The sequence below is a fragment of the Parabacteroides gordonii MS-1 = DSM 23371 genome (assembly GCF_000969825.1).
Lineage (GTDB): Bacteria > Bacteroidota > Bacteroidia > Bacteroidales > Tannerellaceae > Parabacteroides > Parabacteroides gordonii.
Genome location: NZ_KQ033919.1, coordinates 957,668 through 977,744, shown reverse-complemented (window position 1 = coordinate 977,744; position 20,077 = coordinate 957,668). Strand labels below are relative to the sequence as shown.

Genomic DNA, 20,077 nt, shown 5'->3' with positions numbered 1-20,077 from the left:
ATCGAAGAAAAATAAACCCACCTTCGGAATCCATTCATTGGGTGAATGGATTTCTGAAGGTGGGTTTGTTGTATGGATTATCTGACTATTACTTTAACTGTAACAGCCTTTTCTTTGTTCGACAAACGAACCAGATATACGCCTTCGGATACAGGAATTTGCATCTTCTCTGTAAGCCGGCCATGATAGAAGATTCGTCCCATCATATCAGTAACCAGCGTTTCAATAGTGGCCATCGGTTCGATCATGATATAGCCATCGCAACCCAGAACACGGGTAGATGCTATCAGCTCGTCGATACCGGTTGCAACGCTGACGGTTACTTCGCATTCAGCATAATGTGTGTCGTCGGAAGCAGTAGCGGTGATGGTTGCTTTACCTGCTTTCAATGCTTTCACTGTTCCTTTCTTTACGGTGGCAACCGTTTCATCACTGCTCGACCAAGTGACAGATTGATCAGCATCGGCCGGTTTCACTGAAGCTGTCAGCTTAAACTCTTCGCCTACGGCCAGAGTTTTAGAAGATGAATCGAGTACGACGTCGGTAATTGTTACAACACCCGGTTCGTCATCGCCGCCATCATCATCGCCCGGGGTAGACTTCTGAGTAAAGGTTACTTTTACTTCTACATTGCCCGCATCGCCTACGGTATAGACTCCTCCTACGTTCGTTGCACCGGTGACAGACACTGTTGAGGTGTAGTTGCTGTTCGGGGATGTTTCGACCGTGATCTTATCATCTTTTGTTATTGTTGCACCGGAAGCGACTTCCTGATCGTTCAGTTTCATCGTAACAGTTCCGCCATCCGGATTTGTAACGGTGAGGTTGAGTGTACGAAGCGTTAAACCTTTTACTTCAGTAACTTCTACTGAGGTTGAAAGACCGGTTAACTCCTCGTAATTCGTACTTGTCGGAACAAACTTGATGGGCTGCTTATTCTGTGTTCCTGCCGTTGTAATCGGAGTGTTTTTCGTATCCGTATTCCATTCAAATGTACCGTCGGCATCAGCAGTACCGGTAATGATGGATTGTGCCAACGATTGTCCTTGCAGGATAGAGGAAGCAGCCGTAACAGTGGCTGTCACCTTTTTCGGTTTGATGGTAAACGTTCCGATATTTTTATCGGTAACCGCTTTATAGTTGGCATCTCCCGGATAACTGGCTATAACATCGTAATCACCTGCATCGGTTGGATTCTGGATTATCTGACCACCTTGTTTGAATGTAATCTGCCAGTCTGAACCACCGGTGATAGTTGGAACTTGTATGCTACCGTTGTAGGTTAGCTCACCACTGATGGTTGGATTTGTTGGTTCTCCTTTAGGGGCAAAAGTCGCTGTTACGATATTATCGCCTGTGCCTAGTGTTAGAGTAACTTCATTACCTACTGTCTTGTCTAGTTCCCCTCCACTAACCGTCCAGGTTACATTTGCAGAAGCATTTGCTCCGGGGATAGCTCTCAAACGGATCTTTTGTGTTGCGTAAAGATCGCCACTATTGAGCTGACTATTTCCGTTCAGAATGACAATGGAACCTTCTGCTCCGTTTGCTGTAATACTTAGACTTCCTGCAGCTTCTGGTTCATTGCGTAATGCAGAGCGAGTGGGTAAACTTTCCCACTCGAAAGAAACTTTCTTTGCTTCTCCTTTTCCTGTTGGAATGGAGAAAGTAATTGGTGCATAGTTCTTGTTATTCGGGGTGAAGATGGCATCATAAACAGTTTCCGTATTTCCTATGGTCTGTCCATTTTTCCATGCATATGCACCATCTGCACTTGTCGTCTTAATAGTTCCATTCTCCGCTGTCGGAATAGCAACCCCCTTCATTTCAGCTTGAGCAATAACTAATCCACCGGAGATTGTCTTATTGATAGCTGCGTATGTATCATCGGCACCACGGCTGATTGTTACATCGTATGAACCTACTTCTGTATGCGTACCGCTGCAAGTAACCGTAAATCCACCAATTCCAGCCGGCGTAGTCTTTACAACAAACGCTTTTTCCGTGCCATCGTAAACGTATGTTTGAGCTGTTTCATCGATTGTGATTGTTGCCAGTTTGCGCATGACCGCCTTTACAGTAGTTGCCGCTTTAACAGTGAAGCTACCGCCGTTAGGTATTTCTTTGCCGTTGACAAGCAGAGTGAGGAGTTTGTAACCATCAGCAGGGGTAACAGTTGCTTTCATCATTTGTCCATAATCTACATTTCCAGATGTAAAATTTCCACTTTGACCTTTTGTTAAAGTGATGGAACCTTCGTTTGATGGAATAGATGATTTAACCTCGAACTGCTGTATATTAAACTCCGCTGTAATAACTGCATTTGCTGTTACGGAGATAGAGCCGTTTGTTATTTCCGTACTGTTATTCTTCAAAGAGTTTGCTTGCAGTTGATACCCTTCGTCAGCAACAGCCAAAACACTTACTTTTGAATTTGCTGTAACAGAAGAGCCTGCGGCAATTGCATTACCTTTATCGTCGAACAGTAATATCTTGCCATGTTCGGGAGAAGTTACTTGAACACTGTATTCCTGTGGTGGCAATGCTTTGAATTTAGCTGTAATAGTAAAATCTTTATCAACCGTAACGGCATCCTTACTGATTACTTTTCCTCCTGTACATGAAAGAGATTCTAAGACATAACCACTGCTAGGAATAGCTTGTACGACTATTTCTTTTCCTTGTTGTACAGTGACAGAACCACTGTGATCAGTTTTGCCGTTCACGGAAATACTTCCATTGCCACCATCGACCCTTAGCGTTACAGTCTGTTGGATTGCTTCAAATTCTGCCGTAATTACCTTATCCTCGGTAACAGTCATTTTACCGGCTAAAGAACCTGCTTTCAGCTGATAGCCGGCATCCGGTGTGTTTGTCAGGGTTAATTCTGTTCCTTCTGCATAACGGTTATTGATATTTCCGTTTGTAATCGAGACTTTACCGTTCTGACATACTCCGGTCGTCACAGTATAATACTGTTTGGCTTCGATAGATACTTCGCACTCAGTGATAGCATACTTTATCAGGTCGGAAGGTGTAAAGAGTACTTTATAGTTGTTGTTTCCTGCTTTAATTACTTCTGCCGGATTGTTCCAACTGAACGTACCCGCAACTGCTACATTATTATATTGAGCAACTCCTTTAACAAGGAGTACCGACGATAAAGTCTGTCCTGCTTCAAGCATATTGACTTTTATCTCCGGGATAGCTGTTATTGTAGGAACAAAAGCATCTATTTTCCAGATAGTTTTCTTATTATCTCCCTGGTTCGCATGTTTCGTCCATCCGCTATTGGCTGGAGCAACAACGTAGGAAAGCGGAGCATCTGCCAAATCAGAATAGATTGCAACTGCTTCACCGAACGAACTGTTAGAGAAGGTAAATATCGGTTCACTGGTTACATTTTGTCCTTTATCAACATTTACACCAGCTTTCCAACCATTGCCATTGGTTGTCAGATTAGTAGCGGTTACTTCCGAGCTGTTTACCGTCAGTCCGACACTGGCGTTGTTGCGGGATACAATGTTTTCCAGTATTACGCCGGTAACTCCGGTTACATTAATACCGCTGCGGAAAGCTTTTTCTACGGTTAGATTACGGATTACGACGTCATTGGATGTTATATCCAAAAGATGCTTAAGAGCCGTTCCTCCACCTTCGGTATATGTTCCGGACAGTGTATAGCCATTTCCTTCCAGTGTAATCGCTTTTTTTATTTCAATCGGAAGGTCGCTTTCTGTAATGCCGGTTATATCATTGCTTAAATGGATTGTGCTGCCATCAGAAGCACTGGCTATAGCAGATTTTAATGAGGCCAGGTCTTTTACCTGAGAGATTACCTTGCCATTATCATCTACGAATTTTCCATTTTTATCTACCTGATACAGTTTCAATACATTTCCTGCATTAACAGAATAAGCAGTACCGTTGATGGTTAAAGCATCATACTGTTGATTAATATCGCGACGGAAAGTAGTTACCAGATACTTTTCTCCTTCTTTGGCTTTCAGTTCGCAGTTTCTTAACGCTATCGTGTTTTGCGATGGAGTCGATACATCATCCCCTTTAAAGTCGGCATCATGCCATCCTAACTGAATAACGGAGGCATGTATTTTACTGTTTATGCCGGCAATATTATTTTCTGCATAGGTAGCAGACAGCTTGCCGCCGCTAAAGTTAAGCGTATTCCCATAAGAACGAACACATAAAGCAGACATTTGCTTTTCTGCATTTTTCCCATTATCGATACCTGGCACTGTTTCTATTGCACAATTCGTAAACTCTCCCTTTACGCCATTGTATTTCTCCTGAAGAACAATCGTACCATAGCTTTCGCCTTCTCCCTGAGCTATTGTTTTTCCGATGAAGGTAGTTCCCGTTGCTGTAATAGATGTTCCGGTGGGATCTAAATATCCTCCTAAGTTGCCAGCAGATGTCATAATTGCAGCGCGGCCGGTTATGGAGCCGCCATTTATTGTTACTTTTTGGTTCTTTTCGCGTAGCCCTAATCCGTAATAATAAACATTGATATCCGTATTCTTCATTGTTAATTCCGCTCCGGCAGATTCCATACGGACACCGACTGCGGCTGTTTGTCCTTTCAATGCACCTCCTGATATCTTACAGTCGGTAAGACCCACTTTTCCTGTACCATTACCGGTAATACCGATAATACCATGTCCAAAATTATTATTATTCCCTTCTAATGTAAGACCTTTAGCGGTAAGAGTAGCTGTTTCACCTTGTTTCGGATTAACTTCGATATGACCTTTGATAGTTGTCTTATCTTTGCCAGCACCTTCTATTGTCAGGGATTTATCGAGAGTGAATGTTTGAGGTAATTCGAAAGTACCTTCGGGAATAGTCATTCTGCTTACATCTTTGAAAGAAATGATACCTTGATTTGATAAACTTTTCCAATCAATTATAGCATTCATCAAAGAGCCGTCAGCCTTATATGCAATCATACAGCTTTCTTTATCATTAGCCAAAACGTCATTCTGATTTGCTTTTGTCAGTGGCTTGTTTGTTGTATTATAGGAGAATACATTGCCATTCCCCTCTAATAGGACGTTATTATTAGCATTAAAACGGTAAACCATAGCAGGCGTCTGGTTTGAAGTAAGCCGTAAGCGGCTATCTTTTAGTGTTACCGTATTATTGGCTGCTTTATCACCAAAATCAATTGGATACATACAGGCTGAAGCTGTATTAATATGTTCATTTGTGATAATTGAATTGTTGATCGTCACTGTATTGTTCGTTGGATCAACCCCATATTCAAAAACAAGTGCTCCATAACCGTCCGACTCTCCACTATAATTCTGGCGTCCTGTCAAAATGGAATTTTCAATTTTTATTGTCATTCCGGCTTCCCTGATAGCTAATGCAGCAAAACCTCTTATCTCTGAATTATCAATAGTTATTTTACTGTTTGCACACTCTGCACTAATGGCATACCCATGCTCATTTAATAAGATTTTGCTATCTATTATTTCAGTTTCTGATCCTTCATTATACAGAGCAAGAGGGCGGCATTGTGTATTTGTTCCAATTCCTATAATTTGAGACTTTTTTACCTTAATCTTTGCTCCTACTGAAGCACGGTTTGTTATTGCCCGTTGATAAGCACCGTCCATATATAAATCAGAATTAGTTAAATTCACTGTAGCTCCTGAAGCACTACTACCAATTGTTATGAAATGATTAGTTCCTCCGCCTGTATTTTCTGATCCCGATTTACTATTTATCATACAGCAATTGTCTACAGTTAAAGTAACATTAGCCACAATCATTTCAATCATCCCATTTCCATTTCCATAGGATGTATTTGCAGCCCGAACCATCTTTACATTTTCAATGGTTGTCGATCCTGCTTTTGTGATTTGTATTTTTCCCGTCAGATAAGCATCATTCTCCGATGTAGATTCTTTAGTCGGTTTATTAGTTCCTGAACCAATCAGACTTAACGGTTTACTAATTTCTATGTTTTCTGTATATTCACCGGCAGCCACATATATTGTACCGCCATCACTAACCAGTGTTATAGCTTTTGCTATTGTCTTAACAGGACTAACGTCGGTACCTGAATTGTTGGTATCGTTTCCGGAGCTTCCATTTACATATATAGTTGAAGTTTCCGCCCACCCTACACTTGTTGCCGCTAATATAGCAGCCAAGATTGTTAGTAATCTTATTTTCATATCTTGTTATGTTTAATATTAATACTGAGAAATTTTACCTCTTAGGCAAGAAGCCTTGCCTTTCCTTTTTTAATAGAGTATTGGTTCTTTCTGTAATTAGCCCATAAGCGACAGATTTAGGTATCCATCAATTCCCGGAGTGGATGTTATAAAAATAAAGAAGGCGTAGGAACTGTTGATATATCTATTGTTGAGGCCTTCGACTGCCCTTCATTCCGATATAAACAACAACCCACGCCCTTTATCTTGATATGTATAGACATATAAAATGCCTACGAGCATATACAACAAGAAAAGGAACGTGAGCGTTCTGTTGTCTATTATCCGGAATGAATGAAAGTGTCGAAGTTTCAACAATAGGATAATATCTTTAAAACGCTTCTCGTTATCAATAAGATGCACTGAACGGCAACGCTTCGCCGGAGTACAAGGGCAAAAGTAGAGAGAAGTGTTTGGAAATGCAAATAAAAGAGAAAGTAAATGAGCTATTAATTGAAAATAAAGAATTAAGCTTTACGATTCTGTGTCAGACTTGGGATAGCTTAGCTCAAATCATACAACAAAAGTTTTTCAAAATAAATCCTTCAATCCTTCAGTATTGCGAATATATACCTGGTAATCATTAATATATGGCTGAAGGAAAGTTGTTTGGCTGAAGGAATTATCTTGATTTTTGAGTTTTTTTATTCATAAACGGTAGCTTCCAGTATTACGGAAAAGGCGAGTAGCCCCCGGCCGGTTATCTGTTTACATATTTTATTCTAACGCATGAGTGCAGAGCTTTTAGTTCAATTGTCTTTTCTTCTTTTCTGTTTGTCAACTGTCGAACGCTTGTACGACATCTGTCGGACGCTTGTTTCACAGTAGTCGAACAAGCGTTCGACAGATGACAAACAATAAAAAGGTGCTAACTTTCACAATAAGAAGCCATTATCTATCCAACTATTATCTACTGGCCCTGACTTACCTTTTCTTGAAGGAATGAACTAAAACAGATGTTGATATTAGGCATGAATATGAAGTATTATTTTAAAAGTAGAACCATTTCCTTCATGTTGCTTATAAATCCTTCAGCCATAAATGTTATATAATCAGTTGTTTAGCGTATAGCTGAAGGATTGAAGGATTTATTTTAAAAAACTTTTGTTGATATGATCCTGGATAATTCTCCTACCAGGTAAAAAGGTAAATTAATTAGTCGGAATTGTTTCCCCTGAACAGTCTTTACTTCATTGACCGAATAAGGTTGCGACCATACCCGGAAAGCAACAGCCTTGCTCCACGCAGGATAAGTGGCTTTCGGTGGCTGTCTGTTGCCCATTCTTCCAGGTTTGTTAAGATATCTCTTTTGAACATGATTGTCTATCTGGTTGGTATACAGATGCAAATATACTTATTTGTTTCAAATCGGAGGCAAGTTTGAGCTGAATTTGTTTCAAACCGGAGGCAAAATGGCTGATTTTTTGTTTCAAACCGGAGGCAAGTTGGTTTTTTAGTAAACAGATTCGTCTTTCGTCAAGAGCAGAACTTCTTTCTAATAGAATAGTTACGCTGAAGTTCCATATAAGAATATTATTTATTCAAAACACGGAGCTTCAGCGTAATTTGTTGAGATGTAATCACTTTACGTTGAAAAGTGATTTTCTCGTTCGAGTCTTTATCATATAATTTAGTTCAGTATCACACCACTGTTATTCGTTGGGTTTTGTGTCAACGTGCTACCACTTGGGTAGGAGTTAATGGCATCCTGCGAGATATAGAACGTAACGCGGTAGTCGGTAGCCGGTATATCTTTCGTTGCTTCGTGAGGACCGGGATAACGGCGGTACAATGTATCGCCGTTGCGGAATACATCAAAACTGCGTTCGGCCTGATAAGCCAATTCAAGTTGACGCTCTTTGTCAATCAACGTGGAGGCATTGTTTGCATCCAGAGATGAATAACCGGCACCGGGGATAGAACGCTCGCGGATAGTGTTCAGATCGGCTAATGCTTCGCCGTAACGTCCCAGTTTTGCATACGCTTCTGCACGGTTCAGATAGATTTCACCCAGGCGTGAGATGATCGGAGAGTGCAGGTGAGAGTCTTCTCCTTCACGTGAACATTTTGTAATATAGAACTCCGGATAGACACGGTTCAAAGTCATTTGATAATCGATTACACCGGTATAGGTTTCCCCGTCGGAGTATTTGATCGAGTAGATTTGTTGTGATTCGTCTACCGCTGTCATCGGATAGATCGTTTCTGCTCCGTCGACAGTTTCGGAACAACTGTATTGGTTGTCGTTTTTGTTTAATGTGGCCTGTACGTAGTTGAAGTTTGTATGTTCTCCGCTAGTATTGTAAACCTTCTTAATGAAGCGGAACACTTCTGTGTAGTTGCCGCTATCATCTACTACATATTGCGGTTCGATAAAGTTTGCACGTGCATCTACAATCTTCTTCCGATCCGGACGCCAGTCGTTACGGCCTGTTTCGTTCAGCAAGTCAATATATTTGGCACTGGCGAACATTTCACCCCAACCCATACCGCCGATATTGGCATACATACCACCGATCCCATAATAATGATCGAAGCCGGAGAATTCGGATGCTACCCGTTTAACCACGAAGATAGATTCTTTATTGTTTTCTGGTACATAAGTGTTGTAGTTCAGATATTCTTCACGTGGCAATAATTGATAATCTCCTGAATTGATAACTTGTGTCGCATAGTAGACAGCAGAGTCGGCATATTGCGTGTTTGGATTTGAGTATGTACCACTCATATACAGGTAGATACGTGATAGCATAGCCTGGGCTGCACCTTTCGATGCGTATGCCGGACCATCGTTGATGCTCAGCATACTTTCAGCTTTACGCAAGTCGGCAATAGCTTGGGCATAACTTTGTGTTACGGTAGCACGGTCGGGCAATTGCAGATTGTTCAGATCGTCAGGAGTTCCATTAACGATGGGGACACCCAGGTTTTTGTCTGGCGCTTGGTAGTAAGGGCGGGCGAAAGCACGGGTCAGATAGAAATACATCATTCCGCGGATGTAGTAACATTCCCCTAGTTTGTTATCAATTTCTGCACTTTGTCCTTCTTCGATCATTTTGATGATGTTAGAGGTTTGGGCAACTGCTTTGTAACCATAGTCCCAGAAGTTTTGTAATCGATAGTTGTTGGCCGTACGTGCATAAGAAATGAATTCATAAAAAGCATCGGTAGAAGAACCGCGGATCATCATATTGTCACCGGCATATTCACCGAGTCGGTGCATCGGGTCAGACCATGTTTTCAGTTGGGCATACGCACCACGCACTAAACCATCGAGGGCAGTATTCGGATCCGAAGTAATATCTTCGGCTGCCATGCTTCCGTTTGGCAAACGTTCGACATCGCAAGAGGTCAACAGTGTTCCTATGCAGATGGTTGCCAGAAAGAATTTCTTTATATTATTTTTCATATATACTTTGCTTGTTTAGAATGTTAAATTAAGACCGAACATAAATTTACGAGTAGAAGGATAAACCGAAGGGCCGGCAGAACCGATAGCAGAAATTGTTCCGTCGTCGTTAGTTTTAGCCGGAATTTCCGGATCTACACCTGAATAGCCAGTAACCGTGAACAGGTTTTCGCCAGCAAAGAAGATACGCATATTCTGGATGTAGTATTTCGGAAGGCTGAGGTTGTAGCCTATTGTCAATGAACGCAACTTAAGGAAGTCGCTGTCTTCCAGGTAGCGGGTGGAAGCACTGTTTGCTTTTGATTGGTTGTTGTAAGAAGCAACAGGGTGTGTAGCGATATCTCCCGGTTTTTCCCAGCGACTCCAACCGTCTTTCAGCTTCATCTGGTTACGGTCGGTATAGGTACCATCAGCATCATATTCCTGACGGGAATAGTTATAAATCTTACCTCCGATAGAGAAGCCGAACACGGCACTCAGGTCAATATTCTTCCAGCTTAATGAGGTATTGAATCCACCGAATAGTTTCGGGGTAGATGGTTTGCAGATTACCTGGTCGGCTTCTGCATATTGTTCTGTAATGACACGGCTACCGTCTTCTGCAGTAGTATACCATTGCGGAGCACCTGTTTCCGAATTGACACCTGCCCATTCTTTCATGTAGAAAGCGTCACTACTGTAACCTACCTTCAAAATTTTATCTGCTTCACCGGCAATACCGATACCGCCCCCTACAATGATTTCCATATCCGGATCGTCTCCATACAGTTTTTCTACGGTATTTTTGTTATGTCCTAGATTAGCTTCAAGGCTCCAGTTCCAGTCTTTAGTACGGATGATATCACCACCGATTGTTAACTCGATACCTTTGTTGCTGATTTCGCCCACATTTTGCCAGCGGCTGGTTACGCCGGTAAGACCGGATAGCGGTGTTTTATAAAGCACATCACTTGTATACTTATTATAGTAGTCGAATACGATACGCAGACGATTGTCGAACAGGTTGGCATCTACACCGATACCGAATGTTCCTGTTTCTTCCCAAGTTAGATTCGGGTTACCGACTTGACTGATTAAAGTAGCTGGTATTCCGTCGTAATTTGCAGAAATGGAATAAAGTGCATATTGCGGATAATATTCACCCGGACGGTTACCCATGATACCATATGAAGCACGCAGCTTCAATGCATCTATCCAATTAACCTTAAACCAGTTCTCCCGGTGGATATTCCAGCCGGCACTGACAGAATAGAAGTTTCCGTAGCGGGCGTCGGTTCCGAAGTTGGACGCACCGTCACGTCGGAGAGAAAGTTCGGCTACGTAGCGGTTGTCATACGCATAGTTACCACGGAAGAAATAGGATTGAACGGCCGATTCAGTCAGGCTTCCTCCTACCTTTTCCGGTAAGGCTGTTACATCCAAAAACTCAAAACTTGGAGCAAATCCTGTACCTATTGCTTTAGTAGCTTTTCCTTGATAGTCTTTGAATTCGTAAGCTAACACAGCATCAACCGAGTGTTTGCCGAACATTTTGTTGAAGTTCAATAATTGGTTGGTGTAGCGTCGAGTCGTATTACTTTGGTATTCCTCAATACGACCGTTTACGCCGGATGCTCCGTTACTGCGCGGATCGCTATAGGAATGGTAGTAGTAATTGGTGTATTGGTAGCTGTTTACAGAACGGAATGTCAACCAATCGGTAAATTTGATATCAAAGTCCAGATTTCCAAGGAACTCATAGGTCTTGTAATCCGTATGATTACCATACGAAAGATCGTTCAGGTAGTTTGTTTGCTGGCTGTTGACCCATCCCTGGTAACGGTCGGGTACCAATTCGCCCTTCTCATTGTAAGGACTATCCCACGGAAGCATGGAGTACATGGCTGTAACAGAATATTGTGCATCTTCTACCGTACGCATGGCCCCGGATAAAGATGGTTTTACAGTTAACCATTTGAAAGGCTTATAGTTGGTGCGATAGCGGATAGTGTAGCGTGAATAGTCATATCCTTTCACTGCTCCCTCTTCGTCATAGTATCCGATAGAAAAAAACGAATTTAACTGGTCGTTACCTCCGGCAAGTGAGATATTATAATCCTGTGTAAAACCGGATTGTGTGGCCAGATCCCACCAATCAAAATTGGAGTTACGCAATTCCGAGTTCCAGCGAGGGAAAGCAACCATTTCCGGATTGTTGAAAGAGGCGTAGTAGTCATATAGTTCCGCTCCATTCATCATTTCCAGTTTCCCGTTGTTCAACGTGCTGATACCTAGTTTGGCAGAAGCGTTTATCTGTATCTTGCCGCTTTTGGCCGCTTTGGTTGTAATAAGGATAACACCGTTTGCCCCTTCCGAACCATAGATGGCGGTAGAAGCAGCATCTTTCAGGATAGTCATAGTTTCAATGTCCGAAGGATTCAGTAATCCGGCACCGTCTCCAACGATCACACCGTCGATTACCCAAAGTGGAGCTGTCGAACCACTTAATGTCGCTTTACCGCGTACCACAACTGCACCGCTTGAACCCGGTTGGCCGGAACCCGGTGCTACGTACACTCCTGAAACTTTACCGTTCAGCATGTTTTCAACCGAAGGCGTTGTGATGTCAGTCAACTTTTCTTCTTTCAAAGTCTGTAAAGCACCCGTTAGACTCTCTTTACGCTGTACTCCATAACCTACGATTACTACTTCTTCCAAAGCTTTAGAATCTTCTTTCAGGTCGATCTTGATATTTGCCTGTCCGGTATAAGGAATCTCTTGCGTGATGTAACCGACGAAAGATACCTGGATGATGTCTCCGCGTTTTAGGCCTTCTAAAACAACCTTACCGTCAGTGTCGGATACATTGCCTGTTGTTGTCCCCTTCACGATCACAGATGCTCCGGTTACAGGGCCTAGGGCATCTTCCACAACACATGTTACTCTTCTCGTTTGTTGGGAAATACTGGTATTAGGCTCTGCCGGTGTAGTCCCGGCAAAAGTTGTTCCTGGGGAAGCTAATGTTCCCACCAGTAGAATAAAGCTAACTAAGTTTAATTTTTTTCGCATGGAAATTTAGATTAAAAATAATATTTGATGTTTAAATATTCCCATCCCATGAACCAAAACGGTGTTTACCTTTTAGATTTGGCGTTTAGGATTTATGTAAACCACAGTTCTTATGGAACTATGGCAAAACTTTTCTTTTAGATGGGATTTATCTAGCTAGAGCCAATGAATATTGAGTTGAGGAGAGAAATAATAGGGCTTTTTCAGAGTTATAAATAAGAATGTGTTAAAAAACATTCCTGTCTATATGTATATTTTTCAATAATGAAACATGATTAAATAAATATTTCATATATTTGCCACAAATAAACCATAGTTCCATAAGAACTTACTCCTGGATTATTATTTATTCACTAAAATATCAAACAGTTTTTTGCCTTTGGTGAAGAAGGAAAGCAGAGACTTGGTATAAGTATGGATGTGTCAGATGTTGAAGTCTGATTTTATAACTTTTTTTCGATAGAATTCAGGATCTCTGTTTCATCTTCCGGATGGAACCATTCAATCTCTTCATCCCGTTTGAACCAGGTCATTTGTTTGCGAGCGTAAACGCGGGAGTTGCGTCTGATTTTTTCTACGGCAAAGTCAAGCGACCATTCTCCGTCGAAATAGTTGAACAGTTCTTTGTAGCCGACTGTGTTGAGTGAGTTAAGGTGGCGGTAAGGATATACTTTGCGGGCTTCTTCCAGTAATCCGTCGGCCATCATCTGGTCGACACGGCGGTTGATGCGGTCGCATAACTCGTCGCGGTTGCGGGTCAATCCTATTTTGATGATTTTAAAGGGACGCTCTTTCTTTATATTGGTACGGAAAGAAGAATAAGGCTTTCCGGTCATGCGGCAGATTTCGACGGCATGAATTACCCGTTTGTAGTTCATGCGGTCTACTTCGTCGTAATGTATCGGATCTGCTTCTTTCAGTTCGGCAAGGATCGGCTCCAGGCCTTCGCATTCGAACTGGGTGTAAATGGCTTCACGTATTTCAGGGGTAACGGTCGGAATGTCGTCAATCCCTTTGCATACGGCATCGATATACATCATGGAGCCACCGGTCATGACAACCGTAGGGGTCGTCTGGTGAAGTGTGTTTAGTAGGGAGATAACGTCTTCTTCAAAGTTGCTGGCACTGTAATAGTCCGTCAGGTCGAGTGTGCCGACCATATAGTGTTTAACTCTTGCCATTTGCTCCGGAGTGGGGGCAGCTGTACCGATAGGCAGGTCTTTATATAGCTGACGGGAGTCGGAGGAAATGATAGGCGAACCGAAATGTTCTGCTATGCGCAGGCTCAGTTCCGTCTTTCCGACTCCTGTCGGCCCTAGTAATATGACAAGGGAATTCATTAATTAAAAACGCTCGTCGTCGTACGGATTTTCCATCGGCCCGTCGCCTAAGCCTTCGAAACCGCCTTTATCCAGTTCGTCGATGTCGTATTCAGAATCACCGTAGAAATCTTCGCCGATATCAGTCGTCGCACTTTTAGCGTCAAACTCGTCGAAGTCGACAGTCTGAGTGGGAGGTAGGCCGATCGATTTGCTGACAATTGCCTGGTCGAGGTCTTTACCCGGCTCGATTTCACGAAGTTCCATGAAGAAAGCGCGTTCGGTCATATAGTCGAAAACGAACATAAGTTTCTGGTGTTCGTCCTCAAGGAGTTCTTCCAGACGGGTATCACCCATTATATAATTATCCACTTCTGAAGTGGTGTCCATTTCAACCAATGTAATTTCCGTATTCTTGCTCCAGTCGTCGTCACAAATAAAGAAAGAGCACATTTGATCTTTCGTGTAACCAACCGAATCCAGGATGGCGTCGTGGAGATCGAGGAAGGTAGCTTCCGCGTCAATCTTGATCTCGCGTTTGAAGTCATCTACTTCGTCTGATAGAATGAGGAATCTAAATACCATAGTCTTTTTAGTTTTTTGTTGGTTCAAAAGTAGTAAAAAATATCAAAACCAACATATAACGATATAAAAAAAGAAGTTTGCAAATTGAGTAATGTAAAACAAAAGGGCTGTTAACCCCGCAAGGAGTTAACAGCCCTCTGAAATCGTTTGTTTTTCCTATCGTTTATTCGTCGATGGAACCTCTTACGATACCACGGTCGGAGGTCTTGATAAAGTTGAGTATCAGATCTCTTTCCATGCTGGGTTCGTATTCCGTTTCGATCGCTTTCAATGCTTCCGTGTTGTTCAGTCCGCGGGTATATAATGTACGATAGATATCCTGGATGAGGAAGACCTGTTCGTTGGTAAATCCGCGGCGACGTAATCCTACGATATTGATACCGCAGTAAACGATCGGGTCGCGGCCGATCAGGGTATAAGGCGGAATGTCTTTTCCGATGCGGGAACCGCCCTGAACCATCACATGCTTGGATATGCGGGTAAACTGGTGAACCAGGCTACCGCCGCTGACAATAGCAAAATCGTCAATCTCCACTTCTCCGGCTATCTGGGAAGCATTCCCGATGATGATATGATCTTTCAGTACGCAGTCGTGAGCGATATGAGAGTATGCCATGATCAGGCAATCGTTTCCGACTACGGTTTTACCCTTCGACGCTGTTCCACGGTTGATCGTAACGCACTCGCGGATAGTGGTATTGTTACCTACTTCTGCGGTTGTTTGCTCTCCGTTGAACTTCAGGTCTTGTGGAATACCGGCAATTACAGCTCCCGGGAAGATGGAACAACCGTTTCCTATTCTGGCCCCGTCGAGAATGACTGCGTGTGAATAAATGTGACAATTGTCGCCTATTACTACATCCTTTTCAATCACTGCAAAAGGATCTATCGTTACATTCTGACCGATCTTTGCTTCGGGATGTACGACTGCTAAAGGGGATTGATTCATTGCCTTCTTCTTTCTATTATTATTTATTTTTGATAATCTGAGCCATAAATTCAGCTTCGCAAACCAGCTTGTCGCCCACGAAGATGTAACCCTTCATTGTGGAGATACCGCGGCGGATAGGAGCCAGCAGTTCCAGACGCAGGATCAATGTATCTCCCGGCACTACCTTCTGGCGGAACTTCACGCCATCTATCTTCATGAAATAAGTAGAATAACGTTCCGGTTCGTCAACAGAATTCAATACAAGCAAACCACCTGTCTGTGCCATTGCTTCAACCAGCAGTACGCCCGGTGTAACGGGTTCCTGAGGGAAGTGTCCGGTAAAGAACGGTTCGTTCGTTGTGATATTTTTAATTCCGACGATATAGTCACCGCCAATCTCGATGATCTTATCGACCAGCAGGAACGGATAACGGTGGGGAAGCAGTTCGCGGATACGGTTAATATCCATGATCGGTTCTGCATTCGGATCGTAGATCGGAGCCTGTACTTCGTTTAATTTGATGTCTTTGCGGATCATACGCGCCAACTGGTTGTTGATCTTATGACCCGGGCGGGTGGCAATGATGCGTCCGCGGATAGGTTTGCCGATCAAAGCCAGGTCGCCCAGTACGTCGATCAGTTTGTGGCGTGCCGGCTCGTTGTCGAATACCAAAGGTTTGTTGTTGATATACCCCAACTCGTGCACGTCTTTATGAGGAATGCCCAGTTCGTCAGCCAGTTTGTCCAACGTTTCCTGCGGCATCTTCTGGTCGTAGATAACGATTGCATTGTCGAGGTCGCCTCCTTTGATCAGGTTGTTCTGACGGAGCATTTCCACTTCGCGTACAAAGACAAATGTACGTGAAGCAGCCAGTTCGGTCGGGAACTCGCTCAGGTCGTTCAGGGTGGCGAACTGATTGGACAATACAGGAGAGTCGAAGGAGATCAGTACGTTTACACTGAACTTTTCGTCCGGAAGGATGATAAGTGAAGAACCTGTCTCTTCGTCTTTTACTTCGATCTTATGTTTTACGATGTAATAATCTTTCGGCGCGTTCTGTTCAACGATGCCGGCCTTCTGAATTTCTTCGGTGAAGAAACGTGAGCTACCGTCCAGGATAGGGAATTCGGGAGCGTTTACTTCGATCAGGCAGTTGTCGATTTCGTAGGCATATAAAGCTGCCATTGCGTGTTCAACAGTGCTGATCTGGATACCGTTCTTAGAGAGAACAGTGCCTCGTTGTGTACTGGCCACGTTTTCTGCCAGTGCATCGATAACAGGTTGTCCTTCCAGGTCAACACGTTTAATTTTGTACCCGTGGTTTTCCGGTGCCGGATTGAACGTTATCTGGATATCCAGTCCGGTATGCAAGCCTTTACCTTGCATCGAGAAACTCTTGGCTAGCGTCTTTTGTTTCTGCATACGTATATTATTTATTGATTTCTTTCTTTAATTGTTCGATCTCGCGTTGCAACTGTCCGAGTGTGCGGTACATATCCGGCAGGCGGTTGAATACGGCACTCGAGCGCATGAAGTTTTTCGCGTCGATGGCCGGGGCACCTAATACCGTTTTGGCTTCCTTGATGTCGCTGATCACACCCGATTGCGCACCGAATACCACATGGTCGGCAATATGGATATGTCCTGCCAGGCCGACCTGTCCGCCAAACATGCAATGGCTGCCGATCTTTACCGATCCGGCGATACCTACCTGGGCTGCCATTACTGTATTTTCGCCTACTTCAACGTTGTGGGCAATCTGAACCAGGTTGTCCAGTTTCACGCCACGATGAATGATGGTCGAGCCCATTACGGCACGGTCGATGGTCGTATTGGCTCCCACTTCGACATTGTCTTCCAGGACAACATTACCCAACTGCGGGATCTTCTTGTAATTCTCTCCTTCGGGAGCAAAACCGAAACCGTCCGAACCGATCACCGAACCGGCATGCAGGATACAGTTGTTCCCGATTTTACATCCGTTGTATATGGTTGTATGCGGGTAGAGGATGCAGTTATCTCCAATGGTAACACCATCACCGATGTATGCGTTAGGAAATACCTGGCAGTTCTTACCCAGCTTTACGTTTTCTCCGATATAGGCAAAATTGCCGACATAGCAATCTTCTCCCAATGTAGCCGAGGCTGCAATAAAGGCAGCCGAAGATACTCCGGCTTTTTTCGGTTTCGACTGTTCTACCAGGTTGAGTAACATGGCAAGAGCAGCGTATGCATTTTCAACTTTAACCAAAGTTGCTGTAATTTGTTCAGCCGGAGAAAAGTCGTTATTCACCAGTACAATGCTAGCTTCCGTATTATAGATATATTGTTCATACTTAGGATTGGCCAGGAATGATAATGTTCCGGGTTGTCCTTCTTCTATTTTTGAGAAGTTGCTGACTTTCACTTCTGGATTGCCTTCCACGGTTCCGCCAAGAAAGTCCGCTATTTGTTGGGCTGATAACTCCATTACTTATTTTGTTAATTGTATTTGAATTGAGACTGCTCCACTAAGAATAAAGCAGTTTGCAAAAATGGTGAAAATAATTGGGATAGCCTATGCTTTGCAGGGAATAATTCCCTTATCATGCAGATATCCTGCCATTTCACGCTGTACTTCCTCTGCTGCTTTGCGGGCAAATGAGGCAAAATTTTCTGATTTATCAGCATAAATGATCGCACGGGAAGAGTTGACCAACAGGCCACATTCGTCGTTCATCCCGTATTGAGCCACTTCGTGAAGGCTGCCTCCCTGTGCTCCGACACCCGGAACCAGCAGGAAATGATTGGGGGCATACTTACGGATATCAAGGAACATTTTTCCCTGCGTAGCACCGACAACATACATCATTTGTTCGTCGGTAGCCCAATCCTGCGACTTCTTCAGTACTTTTTCGAACAGACGTTCGCCGTTGGCATCTTCTGTCATCTGGAAATCCTGTGAGCCTTTGTTCGATGTCAAAGCCAGCAGGATCACCCAGGCTTCCGGATAGATCAGGAACGGTTTCACGCTGTCTTCACCCATATAAGGAGCAACCGTTACGGCATCTACCTTGATATGATCGAAGAAAGAGCGGGCATACATTTCGGATGTGTTACCGATATCACCGCGTTTTGCATCGGCAATAATGAACTGATCCGGATAGTTCTCGCGCAGGTAAGCTACAGTCTTTTCGAAAGAAAGCATACCAGTTACGCCCAGACTTTCGTAGAAAGCCAGGTTCGGTTTGTAAGCTACGCAATAATCGGCGGTAGCATCGATGATCGCTTTGTTGAAAGCAAAGATCGGATCTTCTTCAGAAAGTAAATGCTGCGGGATCTTTTTTATATCTGTATCCAATCCGACGCAAAGGAAGGATTGTTTCTTTTTGATGTTCTCGAATAATTGTTGCTTGTTCATCTTGTTTCGTGTCAAATAATGAAATTGTTATAATTCGGCTTCTTTCAGGCGTTCTGCATTTTCGGCAACAGTCAGTTGGTCGATGCAGGCTTGTATATCGCCGTCCATGAAAGCAGACAGATTGTAAATCGTGTAGTTAATACGATGATCTGTAATACGTCCCTGCGGGTAATTGTATGTACGGATCTTCGCGGATCGGTCGCCCGACGAAACCATTGTCTTACGTTTGTTGGCAATATCGTCGAGGTATTTCTGATGTTCTTTGTCATATATGAAAGAACGCAGGCGTGTAAGGGCCCGTTCTTTATTTTTCGGTTGGTCGCGCGTTTCCGTACATTCGATCAGGATCTCTTCGCTTACGCCGGTGTTCGGATTTTTCCAGACATACCTCAAACGTACGCCCGACTCAACCTTGTTCACATTCTGTCCACCGGCACCACCTGAACGGAAAGTATCCCACTTAATTTCACCTTCGTTGATTTCAACATCAAATTCATCCGCTTCGGGAAGTACTGCTACCGTGGCGGCAGATGTATGAACACGTCCCTGGGTTTCGGTACTGGGCACACGTTGAACACGGTGCACGCCCGATTCATATTTAAGTGTGCCATATGCTTTCTCACCGCTAACGGTGAAAATGATTTCTTTGTATCCGCCCGATGAACCTTCGCTACAACTCGACAAGGCGACTTTCCAACCTTTGGTTTCGCAGTATTTCATGTACATGCGATAGAGGTCGCCGGCAAAAAGGGCGGCTTCATCGCCTCCCGTTCCGCCACGTATTTCAACGATCGCATTCTTGTCGTCTTCGGGATCGCTCGGAACAAGCAGCAGTTTGATCTCTTCTTCCAGTTCCGGGATACGGGCATTGCAGGCTTCGAGCTCTTCGCGCGCAATCTCCCTCATTTCGGGATCCTGCTCCGTGTCAAGCATCTGCCGTGCTTCTTTTATGCCATTCAATGTATTGACATATTCGTTTCGGGTAGCCACGATCTTCTCCAGATCGCGGTACTCTTTATTGAGTTTAACAAACCGTTTCATATCGGCAATCACTGCCGGGTCGGTAATAAGTGTTCCGACCTCTTCAAAACGGCTTACCAGTCCGTCTAGTCTTCCTAATATATTATCAGCCATTTATCAGA

The 20,077-nt window shown here is 43.6% G+C and carries 11 protein-coding genes; all 11 read right to left on the bottom strand.

Features of this window, described 5'->3' with window-relative positions:
- Positions 1 to 77: 77 nt before the first annotated feature.
- On the bottom strand, positions 78 to 6,203 hold the full coding sequence (locus HMPREF1536_RS03900; protein WP_081693281.1) for an InlB B-repeat-containing protein: 6,126 nt from the start codon (positions 6,201 to 6,203) through the stop codon (positions 78 to 80).
- A 1,132-nt stretch (positions 6,204 to 7,335) separates the two neighbouring features.
- The gene (locus HMPREF1536_RS28095; protein WP_150115601.1) at positions 7,336 to 7,524 is read right to left on the bottom strand and encodes a hypothetical protein; all 189 of its coding nucleotides are present in this window, start codon (positions 7,522 to 7,524) and stop codon (positions 7,336 to 7,338) included.
- Positions 7,525 to 7,872: 348 nt separating this feature from the next.
- Positions 7,873 to 9,651 carry a RagB/SusD family nutrient uptake outer membrane protein gene (locus HMPREF1536_RS03890; protein WP_044191736.1) on the bottom strand — a complete coding sequence of 593 codons (1,779 nt, stop codon included), beginning with the start codon at positions 9,649 to 9,651 and terminating at the stop codon, positions 7,873 to 7,875.
- A gap of 15 nt (positions 9,652 to 9,666) precedes the next feature.
- Complete coding sequence (locus HMPREF1536_RS03885; protein ID WP_044191737.1) at positions 9,667 to 12,699, bottom strand: SusC/RagA family TonB-linked outer membrane protein; 3,033 nt, start codon at positions 12,697 to 12,699, stop codon at positions 9,667 to 9,669.
- 443 nt (positions 12,700 to 13,142) lie between these two features.
- Entirely contained in the window at positions 13,143 to 14,039 is an 897-nt protein-coding gene (miaA, locus tag HMPREF1536_RS03880) for a tRNA (adenosine(37)-N6)-dimethylallyltransferase MiaA (protein WP_028727022.1), read from the bottom strand.
- A gap of 3 nt (positions 14,040 to 14,042) precedes the next feature.
- Complete coding sequence (locus HMPREF1536_RS03875; protein ID WP_028727023.1) at positions 14,043 to 14,603, bottom strand: IS1096 element passenger TnpR family protein; 561 nt, start codon at positions 14,601 to 14,603, stop codon at positions 14,043 to 14,045.
- Between the two features lie 163 nt (positions 14,604 to 14,766).
- Positions 14,767 to 15,552 carry an acyl-ACP--UDP-N-acetylglucosamine O-acyltransferase gene (lpxA, locus tag HMPREF1536_RS03870; RefSeq protein ID WP_028727024.1) on the bottom strand — a complete coding sequence of 262 codons (786 nt, stop codon included), beginning with the start codon at positions 15,550 to 15,552 and terminating at the stop codon, positions 14,767 to 14,769.
- 19 nt (positions 15,553 to 15,571) lie between these two features.
- Positions 15,572 to 16,957: a bifunctional UDP-3-O-[3-hydroxymyristoyl] N-acetylglucosamine deacetylase/3-hydroxyacyl-ACP dehydratase gene (locus HMPREF1536_RS03865; protein ID WP_028727025.1), complete on the bottom strand. Its 1,386-nt coding sequence runs from the start codon at positions 16,955 to 16,957 to the stop codon at positions 15,572 to 15,574.
- Between the two features lie 7 nt (positions 16,958 to 16,964).
- Positions 16,965 to 18,005, bottom strand: coding sequence for a UDP-3-O-(3-hydroxymyristoyl)glucosamine N-acyltransferase (gene lpxD, locus HMPREF1536_RS03860; protein WP_028727026.1), 1,041 nt, complete (start codon positions 18,003 to 18,005; stop codon positions 16,965 to 16,967).
- 87 nt (positions 18,006 to 18,092) lie between these two features.
- The gene (gene pyrF, locus HMPREF1536_RS03855; protein ID WP_028727027.1) at positions 18,093 to 18,935 is read right to left on the bottom strand and encodes an orotidine-5'-phosphate decarboxylase; all 843 of its coding nucleotides are present in this window, start codon (positions 18,933 to 18,935) and stop codon (positions 18,093 to 18,095) included.
- A 27-nt stretch (positions 18,936 to 18,962) separates the two neighbouring features.
- Positions 18,963 to 20,069 carry a peptide chain release factor 1 gene (gene prfA / locus HMPREF1536_RS03850; RefSeq protein ID WP_028727028.1) on the bottom strand — a complete coding sequence of 369 codons (1,107 nt, stop codon included), beginning with the start codon at positions 20,067 to 20,069 and terminating at the stop codon, positions 18,963 to 18,965.
- Between the last annotated feature and the right edge of the window lie 8 nt (positions 20,070 to 20,077).